A 15908-nucleotide genomic window follows, 5' to 3' on the forward strand; every position below is an offset into this window, starting at 1 on the left:
GTCGGGGAGGTCCTGGTCCGGAGCGGCCTCGGCACCGTCTTCGGCGTCGTGGGCTCGGGCAACTTCGCCGTCACCACCGCGATGGTCGCCGCCGGGGCCCGCTTCGTCGCCGCCCGGCACGAGGGCGGGGCGGCCACGATGGCCGACGCCCACGCCCGGATGTCGGGTGGGGTGACGGCCCTGAGCGTCCACCAGGGCTGCGGGCTGACCAACGCCCTCACGGGCATCACCGAGGCGGCGAAGAGCCGCACCCCGCTGGTCGTCCTGACCGCGGAGGCCACCTCGCGCCGGTCGAACTTCTTCGTCGACCAGCAGGCGCTGGCCGTGGCGGTGGGTGCGGTGTCCCTGCGCGTGGAGGTGGCGGAGGAGGCCGCCGCGACCGCCGCTGCCGCGGTGGCGACCGCCCGGGACGAGCGGCGGGTCGTCGTCCTCAACCTGCCGCTTGACGTGCAGCAGCTGCCGGCCCCGCCGGGCGGGGTCGTGGCGCCTCCTGCGCTGCGGGGGCAGCCCGCGGCGGACGAGGTGGGCCGGCTGGCCGATGCCCTGCGGCGGGCCCGCCGTCCGGTGTTCGTCGCCGGTCGCGGAGCGCGGGGGAGCGGGTCCCGCGCCGCCCTCGAGGAGCTGGCCGATCGGTGCGGGGCCCTGCTGGCGACGTCGGCGGTGGCGAAGGGGTTGTTCCGCGGGAGCCCCTGGGACCTCGACGTCTCCGGCGGGTTCGCCACCCCGGTGGCCGCGGAGCTCATCTCCGGGGCCGACCTGGTGGTCGGCTGGGGCTGCGCCCTCAACATGTGGACGATGCGGCACGGCCGGCTCATCGCCGACGACGCCGTCGTCGCGCAGGTGGACCTCGACCCCGAGGCGATCGGCGCCCAGCGGGAGGTGGCGTTCGGCGTGGTCGGCGACGTGCGGGAGGTCGCGCGGGCGGTCACCGGCGCCGTGCCCGGATTCGCCACGGGCTACCGGACGGCCGAGGTGCGCGAGCTGGTCGCCGGCCGCCGCCGCTGGCGGGACGAGCCGTTCGACGACGAGGGCGGCGCCGGGCTGGTCGACCCCCGGGCCCTCACGATCGCGCTCGACGACCTGCTGCCCGCCGAGCGCGTGCTCGCCGTGGACTCCGGCAACTTCATGGGCTACCCGAGCATGTTCCTCGACGTGCCCGACGAGTTCGGCTTCTGCTTCACGCAGGCGTTCCAGTCGGTCGGTCTCGGGCTCGCGACCGCCATCGGCGCCGCCCTCGCCCGGCCCGACCGGCTGCCCGTCGCCGCCCTCGGCGACGGCGGCGCGCTGATGGGTGCCTCGGAGCTCGAGACCGTCGTGCGGCTCGGCCTGCCGATGGTGGTCGTCGTCTACGACGACGCCGCCTACGGGGCCGAGGTGCACCACTTCGGTCCGGCCGGCCACCCGCTGGACGTCGTCCGGTTCCCCGAGACCGACTTCGCCGCGATCGCCCGCGGGTACGGCTTCGAGGCGGTCACGGTCCGGGACGTCCCCGACCTGCAGCCGTTGCGGCAGTGGCTGGCCGGCCCGCGGTCGGCGCCCTTCCTCGTCGACGCCAAGGTGACCCGGGACCGGCCCTCCTGGTGGCTGGAGGAGGCCTTCCGCGGGCACTGACGCTCAGCGCCAGGCGAACACCGGCTGCTCGAGATGGTCGACCCGGGCGACCTCGCCACGGCAGGCGATGCGGCAGAACTGGTGGATGACCGCGGCGGTCGGCGCGTGCAGGTGCCGGCCCAGCAGCGGCAGCGCGATCACCGGGGCGGAGGACTCCGGTATGCGGGTGAAGAGGGGCTCGACGTCCAGGTCGGCCAACGGGATCTGCAGGACCTCGGCCACCTCCGCCTCGTCACCCACCAGGTCACCCACCTCGCCGGCCCAGCAGACCACCGGTGTCATCACGTACCCGGAGCGGGTCACGTAGTCGTCGAGCACGCCCAGGACGTCGGCGGGGCCGACGGTCAGGAGCACCTCCTCCTCCAGCTCGCGGAGCGCGCAGTCGACGACGGTCTCGTCCGGGTCGAGGCGCCCGCCGGGCAGGGCCCACTGCCCGGCGTGCGCGCGGAGGCCGGCGGCGCGGCGGGTGATGACGAGGGCCGGCCGGCCCTCGTACTCGGTCACGCAGAGCGCCACAGCAGCCTGCCGGAGGTCGGGGCGGTGCGCCGGACGCCGCGGGAAGTCCCGCAGGCGCCCGGCCACCGCCGTCCGGTCGACCGCTCCGGTGGTGCCGTCAGACGGAGGAGGGGGAACCGGCATTGGCCGGGACGTCCTCCTCCGCGGGGGCGGCCTGCGCGACGGTGTTGTCCGAGAACGCGGTGGCCCCACCCTGCTGGGGCTCCCGGTTCGAGCGCTGCGCCGGTGGACGCGGTGGCCCCTGGGGGATGGCGGCGGGGTCGGCCCTGCCCCACTCGGTCTCCACGTCGGTGATCAGCGCCTCGAGGTAGGAGCGCAGCTGCACGCGGACCGCCGAACCGAACGCCTTGAGGTAGGCCACCTGCTCCTCGAGCTCCTCGACGCTGCGACCCGGTGCGTCCGCGCCGGCCGGCGCCGGCCCGGTCATGCGGGCCGCCGCCTCCTGGGCCGCCTGGATGATCGCGCCCGCCCTCTCGCGCGCCTCCTGGAGCTCCTCCTCGTAGACGCTGCGCGCCTCGCTGGTCATCTGCCGGCTGAACTCCTCCGCCTCGGCGACGTAGGCGTCCGCCGTCTGCTGCGCCGCCGACAGGATGCGCACCGCCTGGTCGCTCGGCGCCTCGTGCACCGGCGCGCCGTCCACGGCGGCCCGCAGCGCGCGCACCTCGTCGCGGAGCGCTGCCTTCTCGGCGATGTGCCGGGCCAGCTCCTCGGCCACCCGGCTCATCACCCGGTCGACCTCGGTGTCGACGTAGCCCGGCCGCAGCATCGAGGCACGGGTGAACCGCACGTTCTGGACGTCGGCCGGGTGCAGGCCGCGCTCCTCGCCGGTGGGCTCGTTCTGGACGCTGCTCATTCGGTCACCTCTCCGTCAAGACTGGGCCCCGGTCGGCTGGGGGCGAAGACCTCGCTGTGGATGCGCTGCGCGGGCACCCCGTGCGCCTGCAGCCGGGCGGTCGTGTCGTCGACCATCGCGCCCGGTCCGGCGACGTAGACCTCCCGGCTGAGCCAGGGGCCGTGCCGCATGACCACGTCACCCACGTCCCCGTGCTCGAGGGAGGAGACCTTGTCCTCGGAGACGGCCAGGGTGACCGTCAGCCACGGGTTCTCCTGCTCGAGCCGGCGCAGGTCCGCCCGGTCGTAGTGGTGGTCGTCGTTGCGGGCCCCCACGAACAGGTCGACCCGCCGGGCCGGCCCGTGGCGGGCCACCTGGTCGACCAGCGCCTTCAGCGGCGCCAGCCCCATGCCGCCGGCCACGAGCAGCAGGTCGCGATCCGACTCGCCGGAGAGCGAGATGTGCCCGACGGGCGGGCCGAGCCGCACGACGTCGCCCACCCGCAGCCTGCGGACCAGCGCGGAGCTCACCGGACCGCCGTCGCGGGCCTTGACGTGGATCTCCAGCAGGCCGTCGGGGCGAGGCGCATTGGCGGGGGAGTAGTAGCGCCACAGCCGTGGCCGGATGTCGGTCTCCAGCGACAGGGACTGCCCGGCCAGGTAGTCGTAGCGGGTGCGCGGCCGCAGCTGGAGGACGGCGACGTCGATCGCCCGCGTCTCGTGCCCGACGACGTCGGCGTCCCACCAGGCCGGTGCCTCGGCGGCCTCGTCGGCCGCCGCGATCATCACCTCGGCGACGAGGGTGTAGGCCTCGGTCCAGTCCTTGGCGAGCTCGGGGCTCCACTCGTCGTCGAAGTGCTCGAGGGTGGCCAGCAGGCTCGCCCCGACGGCCGGGTAGTGCGCGGCGAGCGTCCCGAACTTGCGGTGGTCGCGGCCGAGCTGCTGGAGGATCGGCACCAGCGCGTCGAGGTCGTCGACCCGCGCGACGACGTCGCCGAGCGCGCTGAAGAGCCGGTCGCGCTGGTGGGCCATCGAGACCGGGAACATCGCCCGCGTCTCGGGATGGCTCAGGAACAGGTGCGAGTAGAAGTACAGCGGGGCCTCGTCGCCGGTGGCCGCGGCCTTCGCGAAGTTGGCCCGCATCGCGGGGATGTCCACGCGCAGCTCCTAGAGGGAGACGCCGTCCGGGCGGTGCCGGACGGCGGGTGGGCAGGTCGGGTCAGGCGCTGTGGCGGCCGGCGCGCTCCGTGGCGCCGGGTGTCTCCTCCGTCGCGAGGTCGGCCTGCCACAGGTCGGGCCCGAACACCTCGTACTGGATGTCGCGGGCCGGGACGCCTCGCTCGATCAGCGCGCTGCGCACCGCCTGCATGAACGGCAGCGGTCCGCAGAGGTAGTACAGGGCGCCCCACGGCAGCTCCACGTCGCCCAGGTCCATCTGCCCCTGCCGCACGCCGTCGACCGGGAGCGAGCACTCCGCGCCGCTCTCGAACCAGACGTGCACCTGGCCGTTCGCCAGCTTCCGCACGTCGTCGAGCACCTGCTGGCGCAGCGGCCACGACGCCTCGTCGGCGTCGGCGTGCCACAGCCGGACGTCGAGGTGCGAGCCGGCCTCGACGAGGTGCGAGAGCATGCCGGCCATCGGGGTGATGCCGATGCCGGCGCTGGCGAAGACCACCGGGCGGCCGGAGTCGTCGAGGACGACGTCGCCGAAGGGCAGCGACATGGTCAGCCGGTCCCCGACGTCCACCGTGTCGCAGAGGAGGTTGGACACCTCGCCGTCGGGCTTGCCCCCGCCGCTGACCCGCTTGACCGAGAACTGGCGGTGCTGGCCGTCGTCGGCACGGGTGAGGCTGTACTGCCGCGGCTGCCGCACGCCGTCGGGCATGGGTACCTGCACGGTCACGTACTGGCCGGGCAGGGAGGTCTTCACCAGCCGGTCGTCGACCTTGCGCATCCGGAAGGTGACGACGTCGTCGGTCTCGCGGACCTTCTCCGCGACCTCCCACTCGCGCCAGACCGTCTCGGGGCGCACCCCGCGGGCGCTGTACAGCCCCCGCTCCTGGTTGATCAGGGCGTACGCCATCAGCCAGTAGACCTCGTCCCACGCGGCCGCCACCTCGGGCGTGACCGCGTCGCCGAGCACGTCGACGATGGCCCAGAACAGGTGCTCGTGGACGACGTCGTACTGGGCCGGCGTGATGCCGAGCGAGGCGTGCTTGTGCGCGATCCGCGACAGCAGGTGCTCCGGCAGCTGCTCGGGCACCTTCACCAGCGAGCTCGCGAAGACGGCCACCGAGCCGGCCAGCGCCAGCTGCTGGGTCTGCTCGGCCTGGTTCCCGCGGTTGAACACGCCGTCGAACAGCTCGGGGTGCTGCCCGAACAGGTGGCGGTAGAAGCGGGTGGCGATCTCCGGGATGTTCTCCGCGACCACCGGAAGGGTCGCCTCGATCACGGGACGGGATCGATCGGAAAGCACGTGTCCTCCTTGCCAGTCGACTAGCCCCCCGCTGGCGCGGTCACGTTCCGCTCTGCACCCGCTACCCGTCCGCACCGATCCCAGACGTACGAATTCCGCCCGGGCGTGTCGCGGAACTCCGCCGCGGGCACCCGCGGGGCGTGGACGGGATCGCCGGAGCGCTGCCGGACGTGGTGATCATCGGCGCGATGAAGTGCGGGACGACGTCGCTGCACGCCTACCTGGACGCGCACCCCGACGTGGCGATGTCCGAGCCCAAGGAGCTCAACTTCTTCGTCGGGCCCGCCGACCGCGCCGGGGACTGGACCGAGGGCAACTGGCACCGCGGGGTCGCCTGGTACGCCGGGCAGTTCGATGCCCGCGCCCGCGTGCGAGGGGAGAGCTCGCCGGGATACACGTCTCCGGACCACCCCGAGGTGGCCGGCCGGATGGCGGAGGTCGTCCCGGGCGCCCGCCTGGTCTACGCCGTCCGGGACCCGGTCGACCGGGCGGTGTCCCAGTACTGGCACCACCGGCGGGACGGGACCGAGCCCCGGCCGCCGGAGGAGGCGCTGCTGGACCCGGCGAGCCAGTACGTGGCGCGCGGCCGCTACCTCGAGCGGCTGGAGCCGTTCCTGGCGGCCGGAGCATTCGAGGGGCGGATCACCGTCGTGGCCCAGGAGGACCTCCGCGACCGTCCGCGGGCGACGATGCGCCGGCTCTTCGAGCAGCTCGGGCTCGACGACCACTGGTCGTCGGCCATGGAGCAGCGCCGCAACGCCGCTCCTGACCGGCCCGCGCCGGTGGACGCGGCCGTGCGGGAACGGCTGCGCGCGGCCCTCCGGGACGATGCCGAGCGGCTGCGCGAGGTCACGGGGGAGGAGTTCGCGGCCTGGTCGCTCTGACACCGTCCGGCGGGGTGCTGTCGGCGACGACGGCACCCCGCTCGCCCAGCGGCCGGTCGGGGCCGACCGTGGAGTCCCGGAGCGTCTGCCGCTCGGCCTCCGCGTTGACCGCCGCACCGAGGATCACCAGGAAGACGCTGATCCACAGCCACAGCATGCTGATCGCCACCCCGGCCAGCGAGCCGTAGGTCGACTCGTAGCTGCCCAGGCTCTGCACGTAGGCGAACAGGCCGATGGAGGTGGCCAGCCAGAGGACCGTCGCCACGGCGGCACCCGTGCTGGTCCACCGCCAGCGGGCCTGCCGCCGGTCGGGGGCGAACCGGTAGAGCACCGCCAGCACCACGGCCATGAGCGTGGCCAGCGCCAGCCAGGTGAAGGCGGGGCCCAGCGCACGGATCGTGGACGGCGCGCGGTCGAGCGCGTCGGAGATCACCTCGGCCACGGCGATCGCCCCACCCACCACCAGCGCGCCGCCCAGCACGAACAGGAGCCCGAGCCCCATGCGGCGCAGCAGGCCGCGGGTCTCCGTCTCGTGGTAGGCGAGGGTCAGCGCGTCGATGAGGTAGGTCGCCGCCGTCGTCGCCGTCCAGAGGGCGAGGACGAGACCGGTGATCCCGCGGACCGTGAGCACGTGCGTCGAGGCCGTCGTGATCGTCGTCAGCTGCTCGGCGACGAGCGGCTCCAGCTCGGGCGGCAGCGTCCGGGCCACCCCGGAGAGCTGGTCGAGCGCCTCGGCCGGCGTGGTCACCGCTCCGTACACCGACACGGCGGTGACCAGCATCGGCGCGATGGACAGCAGCGCGAAGAACGAGATGCCGGCGCTGAGCAGCAGAAGCCGGTCGTTGAGGACGTGCCGCACCACGCGCCGCAGGATGCTGCCCCAGTGCCGCGCCGGAATGCGGTGCGGCCACGAGGCGTCGCTCGCCCGGCCCCGGGAGCCGCTGTGCACCTCCGCCATGCGCTGACGTGTTCCCCCGTCGCGGGCCGCTGACCCGTCGCCGTGACGCTGCGGTGACGCCGGCCCACGAGGCTGACCGGCACGGGCCGGTGTCACGACCGGGGGGAGCCCATGGATCTCGAGCTGCGCTTCGACGGGCTGGACGACGACGTCCTCGACGCCGTCGTGGACGTGCGCGTCGCCGACCTCGCGGTGGCCGACGCGCCGGCGGACGGCCCGGCCGCCTCGTCGTCCGATCTCACGGTGACGGCGGCCCGGCCGACGGTCCGGGTGACCCTCGACCTGCCGGTCGGCGGCGGGATGTACGAGCCCGGGCTGCTGGTCCGGGTGCGGGGCCGGACGGCGGACGACGCCCGGGTCGAGTTCTTCACCACGAGCGCCACCCCGGTGGCGGAGCCGGCGGCGGGTCCGGTGCGGGTGCACCTGTCCCGGATCGCCTGACACCTGCAGCACGACACGGCAGCACGACCTTGGAGATGGTGGGCATGAGCACGGACGACGACAGGCAGCTCGGCGGGATCGACCACATGGCTGCCAGCCCGGTGAGCGGGGCCGGGTTCCTCACCGGCCCGGGCCTCGTCGAGCACCCGGTCAGGTTCGCGGTCGTAGACGGCCGCGCCATCCACGACGGCTGCATCGACATGGGCCCGGTGGAGGAGGTCGAGGCGGAGGCCGCCGAGATCGCCCGGCGCCGCGAGCTCCGGCTGACGACCGCGTTCGCCGGCAGCGAGGACGGCGCGCTCACCGTCGGCCCGCTGGGCATCGGTCTGCCCACGGACTCGAGCTTCCTGTGGACCAACGGGCAGGTGGCCTACGCCGTCGACGCCGGGGTGCCCGACCAGCAGCGGGTGACCGACGCGATCAACCACATCCAGGCGAACACCGGCATCCGCTTCACCCTGCGCACCTCGGCCAACGCCGGCTCGTGGCCCAACTGGATCCAGGTCGTCAGCAACGGCAACGCGTCGTCGAGCTCGTCGCCGATCGGGATGCGCGGGGGCCGTCAGGACCTGCGCCTGGCCGACGGCCACCCGTGGGGGGTGCTCGCCCACGAGTTCCTGCACTCCCTCGGCGTCTACCACGAGCAGTCCCGGTCCGACCGCGACTCGTTCGTGGAGATCAAGTGGGACAACATCAAGGACGGGCCGCCACCCGAGGGCGAGGACGACGCCCGGCACAACTTCCAGACCAAGCCCGGGTCGACCGACTACTTCGACTACGACTACGGCTCGCTCATGCACTACCACGCGACGGCGTTCGCCAAGGACACGTCGAAGCCGACGATCGTGCCGCGGCGGTCGGGCGTGACCATCGGCCAGCGCACCGGCATGAGCTTCGGCGACCGGCAGACCGTCGCGAAGATGTACGAGCGGTTCTCCGAGAAGGGCTACTCCGGGGTGTGGCGGGCGGGCACCGGGCGCTACGCGCTCTGGGTCAACGACACCTGGGAGGGCTTCGCGGCCAAGTGGCAGCAGTGGAGCGCCGACGGCCTGCGGCTGGTCGACGTCCACGTGCGGCCGGTGGCGAACGGCGCCCGGTACTCCGGGGTGTTCCTCCCCGGCACCGGCGGCCACGCCCTGTGGGCCAACGCGAGCTGGGAGAGCTTCCAGGCCAAGTGGGACGAGTGGAGCCGGCAGGGCCTGCGGCTGCACGACATCCACATCGCCAACGTCGGCGGCCAGGACCGCTACACCGGTGCCTTCCTCGCCGGCAGCGGCGGGCACGCGCTGTGGGTCGGCGCGAGCTGGGACAGCTTCCGGGCCAAGTGGGAGCAGTGGAGCGGGCAGGGCCTGCGGCTGCACGACCTGCACGTGCACCAGGTGGGCGGCCAGGACCGCTACACCGGCGTCTTCCTGCCCGGCACCGGCGGCCACGCGCTGTGGGTCAACGCCTCGTGGGCGAGCTTCGTGGCCAAGTGGCAGGAGTGGGCGGGGCAGGGCCTGCGGCTGGTGGACCTCAACCAGCACCGCGTCGGCGGTGAGATCCGGTTCTCCGGCGCCTTCCTGCCGGGGCAGGACGGCTACGCGCTCTGGGCCAACGTGACCTGGGAGAGCTTCCGGGCCAAGTGGGAGGAGCTCGCGGGCCAGGGGCTGCGGCTGGTGGACTTCGAGTTCGTCAACCCGCCGGCCGGCGCGCTGCTGGACGGCGCCGACACCGCGGAGCTGCCCGCCGCGGACGAGGTGCCCGAGCCCTTCGGCGGCATCGTCGACGCCGTGCGGACCGAGGCGGCCGACGACGGCTACGGGGCCGCCGAGCTCGACGGCCGCGTCCCCGCGACGGTCGGCGCGGGCGGCGCCGAGCTGCCGAACGTGGTCATGCCGCGCACGGCCGGCGACGACGAGGGCGCCGGCGGCCGCGCCGGCGACGACACCGCCGTGCCGTCGGGGGCCGGCGCCGGTGCCGGGGGGATGGTCCGGGACGACGGGTGAGCTAGTTCTCCGAGCCGCGGAGGTGGTCGACGACGAGCAGCGGGACGGCGTCGTCGTCCGCCTCCGGGGCGCGGTCCGGGAAGTCGAAGACCGCGACCATCATCTGCACCGGGTAGGCCGGTGGCTGCGGGCAGCTGCGGACCACCTCGCCGTCGACGGAGAACTCCGCCCGCTCCGGGGTCCAGTCGACGGCGTAGGTGTGGAACTCCGCCACGTCGATCGGCAGCCGGACGGCGGCGAAGTCCTCGGGCGTCGCCGGGTCGCGGAAGGCGTGCAGGCCCATCCCGACGGCGGCCGAGACCCCCGGCTCGACGGCGTCCCCGAAGACCTCGAACACGCAGATCTCGGCGGAGTGCTCGGGCACGTCCTCCAGGCCGACCATCCACCAGGCGGCCATCGACCGGGGCGTCAGCTCGGCGCGGGCCCGCATCTCCAGCCGCCCGTGATCGGGCGTCCAGCCCCAGAACGTCTCCTGCTCCTCGCGGACGACGGCGCCGTCCCGCCACGGCTGCTGGCCGGTCGTGCTGCCGGCCGGCCCGGAGAAGTTGCCCGACTGCACGCCCGAGACCCGCAGCGGCGGTTCGTGCTCGCCGGGCAGCCAGAGCCCCTGGTCCCGCGGGATCGACAGGCGCAGGCAACCCTCTCCCACGTGGTACGTGGCCGCCGTGGCCGCGCGCGAGCTCCACGCCGGCAGGTAGTGCGGCAACCAGACCGACCGGTCGAGCGCGGTGCCGTCGAACTCGTCGGCGAAGACGGGGCTGGTGGTGGACGGCGGCATGCCCCGATCCTGGCACCGTGCGCGTCGTGATCCGGACCGACCGGTTGCTGCTGCGCGAGCTGTCGATGGACGACCTGGACGCGCTCGCCGCGCTGTACCGGGACCCGGAGGTGCGGCGGTACTTCCCCGACGGCACCCGCACGTACGAGCAGACGCGCGAGGAGCTGGCCTGGGTCATCGACGTCTACTACCGCCGGTACGGCTACGGGCTCTGGGCCGCGGTCGACAGGGGCACCGGCTCCTTCGTGGGCCGGTGCGGTCTGCTGCCCTGGGAGATCGGCGGCCGGACCGAGGTGGAGGTCGCCTATCTGCTCGATCGAGCCGTGTGGGGCCGTGGCCTGGCCACCGAGGCGGCCCTGGCGATCGCCGGGCACGCGTTCGCCACGCTCCCGGTGGACCGCCTGATCGCGATGGTCGACCCCGCCAACACCGCCTCGCGACGCGTCGCGGAGAAGATCGGCATGACGCTGCTCTGGCCCGGCTTCGTGGACGAGTACGGCACCTGCGACGTCTACGCCGTCCAGCGGACGCCGTCAGCGGGCTGAGCCGCGGGCGTGTCCGGTTCGGCATCGGGGACACCGAAGCGGGCCAGCAGCAGGGCGCAGCCCACCGTGACGACGAACCCCACGGCGGCCAGCCAGCCCAGGCCCTCGGCCGGCCGGTCGCCGACCAGCAGCCCCAGCACCGAACCCAGGGCCGCTTCGGTCGCCACCATCGTGGTGGTCACCGCGACCACGGTGCCGCGCTGGAGGGCCAGCGCACCGGCGAGCAGGCCGGTGAGCGCGGCGATCCCGCCCGCGTACGCGCTCGGATCGGCGAGGACGCCCGGCAGCTGCACGGGACCCAGGACGCGGGCGGCCAGCGCGCGGACGCCGAAGGAGCACCCGGCCAGCGCGGCCAGCAGGGCCGCGGCGCGAGGAGAGGGCCGGCTCGGGCTCGCCACGAGCGTCAGGCCGGCGACCAGGACGGCAGCGGCCAGCACCAGCCACCGGACGAGGTCGGACACCTCGGCGGGCCCCTGCGGTGCCGCCGCCAGCGCGACGGCCACCAGGCCCACGCCCACACCGCCGAGCGCCAGCTTCTCCGCGCGGAGCAGCCGGGAGCCGAGGAAGACGGCGGCCAGGACGGCGGTCACCCCCAGGCTGGACGCCCGCCCGGCCTGGACCACGAACAGCGGCAGCGCGCGGATCGCCACGACCGACAGCAGGAAGCCGGCCGCGACCAGCGCGAGGCCCACGAGGTAGCGCGGGTCCACGGCCAGCCGGCCGAGCAGTCCCCCCACGCCGGTCCGTCCCGACCGGGCGACCGCGGCCGCCTGGAACACCGCGGACGCGCCGTAGCAGAGCGCCGCCCCGGCGATGGCGAGGACCGAGAGGACCACCGCGACCTCGTTTCCGTGACGTTGGTGCCGCATCGCCCGGGCCGTCAGCAGTCCGGCCCGTCCCACCCGTACCGCCTGTGACGACACCGCGAGTGCGGCTGTACTCGATTCCGTCCGCCGACATAGATTGCCGGACGTGACGCAGCCGACGGGGGAGAGGCTGGCGAGCGTGGTCCGGCGCCTGCCTCTCTACACCCTGGGCGCGTTCCTGCTCATGACCGCCGCGCTGTCCGCGGTGGCGTGGACCACCTACCGGTCGGTCGGAACGCTGCCGGGGCGCGACTTCCTCGACGGCCCGGGCTGGCTGGACGCGTGGTTCCAGGGCGACTCGGGCTGGTACCACCTGATCGCCTCGGAGGGGTACTCCTACACCCCGGGACGGCAGAGCCCGATCGCGTTCTTCCCCGTCTACCCCCTGCTGGTGCACGTCGCGGGACAGCTCCTGGGCGGCGACTTCTCCACCGCCGCCGGGCTGGTCACGCTCGCCTGCGCGGCAGGGGCGGCGATGCTGTTCGCCGCCTGGGTGCGGGCGCGGCTGTCGCCGCGGGCCGCCGTCGTCGCCGTCGTCCTGCTGCTGGTCTACCCGTACAGCTTCTTCCTGTACGGCTCCGGCTACAGCGACGCGTCGTTCCTGCTCACCACGCTGGGGGCGTTCGCGCTGCTGGAACGCCGGCACTACGTGCTGGCCGGCCTGGTCGGCGCCCTGGCGACCGCCGGCCGGCCGGTGGGGATCGCCGTCGCGGTGGGCCTGGTCGTGCGCGCGGTCGAGATGATCGCCCAGGACCGTGCGGCCAGCCGCGAGCCGGTGCTCGTCGGCGCCGGCGGACCCGCTCCGGACGCCCCGCCGCCCACTCCGTCCGGCCCGCTCCCGTGGCGCGCCCTCGTGCGGGCGGTGCCGGCGGTGCGGTGGCGGCACGCGGCGCTGCTGGTCTCCGGCGCCGGGCTGCTCGCGTGGATGGTCTACCTGGGCGTGCGGTTCGGCGACCCGCTGGCCTTCGCGACGGTCCAGGGGGCGCCCGGGTGGGAGCAGCCCGGCGGGCCGCGCACCTGGTTCAAGGTCGCCTTCTTCGGCCTCCTGTACTACCGCGACTGGGACGTCGCCGTCCTCGTGGTGCCGCAGGCGCTGGCCTGCCTGGCCGCGGTGCTGCTCGTCCGGGTGGTCTGGCGGCGGTTCGGCTGGGGCTACACCGCCTACACCGTGGTGTCGCTGGCCATCCCGATCATCGGCACCAAGGACTTCATGGGGTCGGGCCGGTACGTGCTGGCGGCCTTCCCGGTGATCGCCGCGGCCGCGGTGGTGCTGGCCGGCGACCGCCGCCCGCGCTGGCTGGCACCGGCGGTGGCCGCGGTGCTCCTCGTGGGGACGGTCGTGGCCACGATCGCTTTCGTGCACGGCGTGGAGGTCTCGTGAACCGGTCGGCCAAGGTCGAGCTGCTGTCGGTCTTCTTCCCCATGTGGAACGAGGAGGACTACGTCGAGCGGGCGGTGCGCGCCGCCGAGGAGGAGTGCCAGCGCCTCATCGACGTGGGCGAGATCGCCGCCTACGAGCTGGTGATCATCGACGACTGCTCGACCGACCGGACGCCTGGGATCGCCGACGCGCTCGCCGCGGCCGACCCCCGGGTGCGCGTGGTGCACCACCCGGTCAACCGGGGCCTGGGCGGCAGCATCAAGACCGGGTTCGACGCGGTCCGCGGTGACGTCGTCCTCTACACCGACGCCGACCTGCCGTTCGAGATGCTCGAGCTCGGCCGGGCCCTGCGGGTGCTGCGCCACTACGAGGCCGACATGGTCAGCGCCTACCGGCTCGACCGCACCGGCGAGGGCCCCCGGCGGGCCGTCTACTCGTTCGTCTACAACGCGCTGGTGCAGATGCTGTTCGGCACCCGTGTCCGCGACATCAACTTCGCGTTCAAGCTGGTCCGCCGGCACGTCCTCGAGGCGGCGCGGCCGGTCAGCGAGGGCTCCTTCATCGACGCCGAGCTGGTCATCCGCGCCCAGCGGCTGGGCTTCCACATCGTGCAGATCGGCGTCGACTACTTCCCGCGCTCGCGCGGGGTGTCGACGCTGTCCTCCGGGTCGGTCATCCGGCGCATGCTCTCGGAGATGCGGAAGCTGCGGTCGGAGCTCGACCGGTTGCACCCGATCACCCGGTGAGCCGCCTCCTGGTGGTCAACGCCGACGACATGGGACTCACGCCCGGTGTCTGCCGCGCCGTCGCGCGCGCCCACGAGGGGGGTGTGGTGACCTCGACGTCGGTGCTGGCGGTGGGGACGGCGTTCGAGCAGGCCGCCGACGCCGTGCGCCAGGCCGGGGACCTCGGGCTCGGGGCCCACCTGGCGATCGTCGGCGAGGACCCCCCGCTGCTCTCGGCGCGGGAGATCCCCACGCTGGTCGACCGGCGGGGCCGGTTCCCGCTGTCGTACCGCACGGTGGTCGCCCGGGGCGCCGCCGGCCGGATCGACGCCGACGACGTGGCCCGGGAGTTCCGCGCCCAGCTCGACCGGGTGCGCGGCATCGGCGTCCCCGTGACCCACCTCGACACCCACCAGCACACCCACCTGTGGCCGGCCGTCGCCCGCGTCGTCGTCGACCTGGCGCGGGAGGGCGGCATCCCGTGCGTGCGGCTGCCCGCGAGCGCCCGTCGCGGGCCGCTGGGCTCCGGCGTGCGGCTGCTGGCGGGGCGGCTGCGCCGGCGGCTGGAGGGGGCCGGCCTGGCGACCACGGAGGCCTACGCCGGTCTCGACGAGGCCGGGCACCTGGACGGCGCACGGTTCGCCGCGGCGCTGCGCCGCCTGACCGCCGGCACCGCGGGCACCGCCGAGATCAACACCCACCCGGGCGAGGCCGGCGACCCGGAGCTGGCCCGGTTCGCCTGGGGCTACCGCTGGGCCGACGAGCTGGACGCGCTCACCGCCCGCACGACCCGTGAGCTGGTGAACCGGCTCGGCTGGCGGCTGGGTACCTTTGCCGACGTGGCGGGTACCGGGTGAGCCGCTGGCCCGATCCGGCCGCACGGCAGGCGCTGCAGGCGTACCGCACCGCCCCGCCGGGCGACCGCGCGCACGTGCTGGTGCGCTGGCTGAGCTGCCCGTTCCCGCCGGTGGTCGACGCGCTCCCCTCCGCCGGGCGGGTGCTCGAGGTCGGCTGCGGCCACGGGTTGTTCAGCGCCTACCTCGCCCGTCGCCGCCCGGGCCTGACGGTGCACGGGGTCGACATCGACGCCGCCAAGGTCGCCGTCGCGACCGCGTCGGAGCGCGTCGAGGGACGGCTCGACTTCGCCGTGGCCCCGTCGGGCGCCGTCCCTCCCGGGCCGTGGGACGCCGTGGTCCTCGTCGACGTCCTCTACCTGCTCGACGAGGCCGGCCAGCGGGCGCTGCTGGAGTCCTGCGTCGCGGTGCTCGCGCCGGGCGGGGTGCTGGTGGTGAAGGACATGGCCACCACACCGGCGTGGAAGGCGCGCTGGAACGCCGCGCAGGAGGCGCTGTCGGTGCGGGTCCTGCGCATCACCGAGGGGTCCCCGGAGTTCACCTTCGTGGAGCCCCGGGAGCGCGCCCGCTGGATGACCGGCGCGGGCCTGGTGGACGTCCGTGAGGAGCGGCTGGACCGCGCCCGGGTGCACCCGCACCACCTGCTCGTGGGCCGGCGCCCCGCCTGAGCGCCCGGCTCAGCCGCCGTAGGGCCGGGTGATGACCTCGAGGACGTGGCCGTCCGGGTCGTGCCAGTAGACGCCGCGCCCGCCGTCGTGGGTGTTGATCTCGCCGGGCTGCTGCTGGAAGGGGTCGGCCCAGTAGTCCAGCCCCCGCTCGCGGATCCGGCCGAAGATCGCGTCGAACTCCTCCTCGGACACGAGGAAGGCGTAGTGCCGCGCCACCACGTGCGGATCGTCCATGAAGTCCAGCGACACGTCGTTGTCCAGCTCGACCACGGCGAACGGGCCGTAGGTGGCCGGCGGACCCAGCCCGAGCACCTCGGCGAGGAAGCGGGCCGACCGCGCCTTGTCGCTGGCCGCGACGATCGTGTGGTTCAGGTGCACGGGCACGC

17 protein-coding genes are annotated in these 15908 nt (G+C 74.4%); 9 read left to right on the forward strand and 8 right to left on the reverse strand.

The features are described 5' to 3' along the window. Window positions 1–1611, forward strand: a 1611-nt coding sequence (locus DCS98_RS11700) for a thiamine pyrophosphate-binding protein (RefSeq protein WP_206340210.1), incomplete at its 5' end; no start/stop codon positions are given. Between the two features lie 3 nt (window positions 1612–1614). Here the strand turns inward: DCS98_RS11700 and DCS98_RS11705 are convergent. From DCS98_RS11705 to DCS98_RS11720, 4 genes are all read right to left on the reverse strand, one after another. After that, complete coding sequence (locus DCS98_RS11705) at window positions 1615–2250, reverse strand: NUDIX hydrolase (protein WP_116451573.1); 636 nt, start codon at window positions 2248–2250, stop codon at window positions 1615–1617. Continuing rightward, window positions 2225–2980, reverse strand: a complete 756-nt coding sequence (locus DCS98_RS11710; protein WP_116451574.1) for a DivIVA domain-containing protein — start codon at window positions 2978–2980, stop codon at window positions 2225–2227. Before DCS98_RS11710 ends, DCS98_RS11705 begins: the two co-directional genes overlap by 26 nt. Next, window positions 2977–4116 carry a globin domain-containing protein gene (locus DCS98_RS11715; protein ID WP_116451575.1) on the reverse strand — a complete coding sequence of 380 codons (1140 nt, stop codon included), beginning with the start codon at window positions 4114–4116 and terminating at the stop codon, window positions 2977–2979. Before DCS98_RS11715 ends, DCS98_RS11710 begins: the two co-directional genes overlap by 4 nt. Before the next feature lie 61 nt (window positions 4117–4177). Then, window positions 4178–5434, reverse strand: coding sequence for a globin domain-containing protein (locus DCS98_RS11720; RefSeq protein ID WP_116451576.1), 1257 nt, complete (start codon window positions 5432–5434; stop codon window positions 4178–4180). Window positions 5435–5574: 140 nt separating this feature from the next. On the opposite strand from DCS98_RS11720, the gene DCS98_RS11725 reads away from it, so the two are divergent. Further along, entirely contained in the window at window positions 5575–6318 is a 744-nt protein-coding gene (locus tag DCS98_RS11725; protein ID WP_116451577.1) for a sulfotransferase family protein, read from the forward strand. On the opposite strand, the gene DCS98_RS11730 is transcribed toward DCS98_RS11725, so the two are convergent. Next, on the reverse strand, window positions 6284–7276 hold the full coding sequence (locus tag DCS98_RS11730) for a YihY/virulence factor BrkB family protein (RefSeq protein ID WP_116451578.1): 993 nt from the start codon (window positions 7274–7276) through the stop codon (window positions 6284–6286). The two genes, DCS98_RS11725 and DCS98_RS11730, sit on opposite strands and share 35 nt — an antisense overlap. Window positions 7277–7387: 111 nt before the next feature. Between DCS98_RS11730 and DCS98_RS11735 the strand changes: the two genes are divergently transcribed. Both DCS98_RS11735 and DCS98_RS11740 read left to right on the forward strand, forming a co-directional pair. Continuing rightward, complete coding sequence (locus tag DCS98_RS11735) at window positions 7388–7717, forward strand: hypothetical protein (RefSeq protein ID WP_116451579.1); 330 nt, start codon at window positions 7388–7390, stop codon at window positions 7715–7717. Window positions 7718–7761: 44 nt separating this feature from the next. Further along, window positions 7762–9705: a M12 family metallopeptidase gene (locus DCS98_RS11740; RefSeq protein WP_164704526.1), complete on the forward strand. Its 1944-nt coding sequence runs from the start codon at window positions 7762–7764 to the stop codon at window positions 9703–9705. A gap of 1 nt (window position 9706) precedes the next feature. Here DCS98_RS11740 and DCS98_RS11745 read toward each other — a convergent pair whose 3' ends face one another. Next, window positions 9707–10483 carry a glycoside hydrolase family 16 protein gene (locus DCS98_RS11745; RefSeq protein WP_116451581.1) on the reverse strand — a complete coding sequence of 259 codons (777 nt, stop codon included), beginning with the start codon at window positions 10481–10483 and terminating at the stop codon, window positions 9707–9709. A 17-nt stretch (window positions 10484–10500) separates the two neighbouring features. Here DCS98_RS11745 and DCS98_RS11750 point away from each other — a divergent pair, with 17 nt between their 5' ends. Continuing rightward, window positions 10501–11028: a GNAT family N-acetyltransferase gene (locus tag DCS98_RS11750; RefSeq protein WP_116451582.1), complete on the forward strand. Its 528-nt coding sequence runs from the start codon at window positions 10501–10503 to the stop codon at window positions 11026–11028. Here DCS98_RS11750 and DCS98_RS11755 read toward each other — a convergent pair. Further along, window positions 10995–11864 carry a hypothetical protein gene (locus DCS98_RS11755; protein ID WP_116451583.1) on the reverse strand — a complete coding sequence of 290 codons (870 nt, stop codon included), beginning with the start codon at window positions 11862–11864 and terminating at the stop codon, window positions 10995–10997. The two genes, DCS98_RS11750 and DCS98_RS11755, sit on opposite strands and share 34 nt — an antisense overlap. A gap of 136 nt (window positions 11865–12000) precedes the next feature. Between DCS98_RS11755 and DCS98_RS11760 the strand changes: the two genes are divergently transcribed. The 4 genes from DCS98_RS11760 to DCS98_RS11775 are packed head-to-tail and all read left to right on the forward strand — an operon-like array spanning window position 12001 to window position 15522. Continuing rightward, window positions 12001–13275: a hypothetical protein gene (locus DCS98_RS11760; protein ID WP_116451584.1), complete on the forward strand. Its 1275-nt coding sequence runs from the start codon at window positions 12001–12003 to the stop codon at window positions 13273–13275. Then, complete coding sequence (locus DCS98_RS11765; RefSeq protein WP_206340211.1) at window positions 13272–14021, forward strand: glycosyltransferase family 2 protein; 750 nt, start codon at window positions 13272–13274, stop codon at window positions 14019–14021. The genes DCS98_RS11760 and DCS98_RS11765 overlap by 4 nt, the downstream gene beginning before the upstream one ends. Further along, window positions 14018–14857, forward strand: coding sequence for a ChbG/HpnK family deacetylase (locus DCS98_RS11770; RefSeq protein ID WP_206340212.1), 840 nt, complete (start codon window positions 14018–14020; stop codon window positions 14855–14857). Before DCS98_RS11765 ends, DCS98_RS11770 begins: the two co-directional genes overlap by 4 nt. Continuing rightward, window positions 14854–15522: a class I SAM-dependent methyltransferase gene (locus DCS98_RS11775; RefSeq protein WP_116451585.1), complete on the forward strand. Its 669-nt coding sequence runs from the start codon at window positions 14854–14856 to the stop codon at window positions 15520–15522. Before DCS98_RS11770 ends, DCS98_RS11775 begins: the two co-directional genes overlap by 4 nt. A gap of 9 nt (window positions 15523–15531) precedes the next feature. Here DCS98_RS11775 and DCS98_RS11780 read toward each other — a convergent pair whose 3' ends face one another. After that, window positions 15532–15906 (reverse strand): VOC family protein, encoded by a 375-nt coding sequence (locus DCS98_RS11780; RefSeq protein WP_116451586.1) that lies wholly within the window; start codon window positions 15904–15906, stop codon window positions 15532–15534. Window positions 15907–15908: the final 2 nt, after the last annotated feature.

This window comes from Blastococcus litoris, from assembly GCF_003075095.1.
Lineage (GTDB): Bacteria > Actinomycetota > Actinomycetes > Mycobacteriales > Geodermatophilaceae > Blastococcus_B > Blastococcus_B litoris.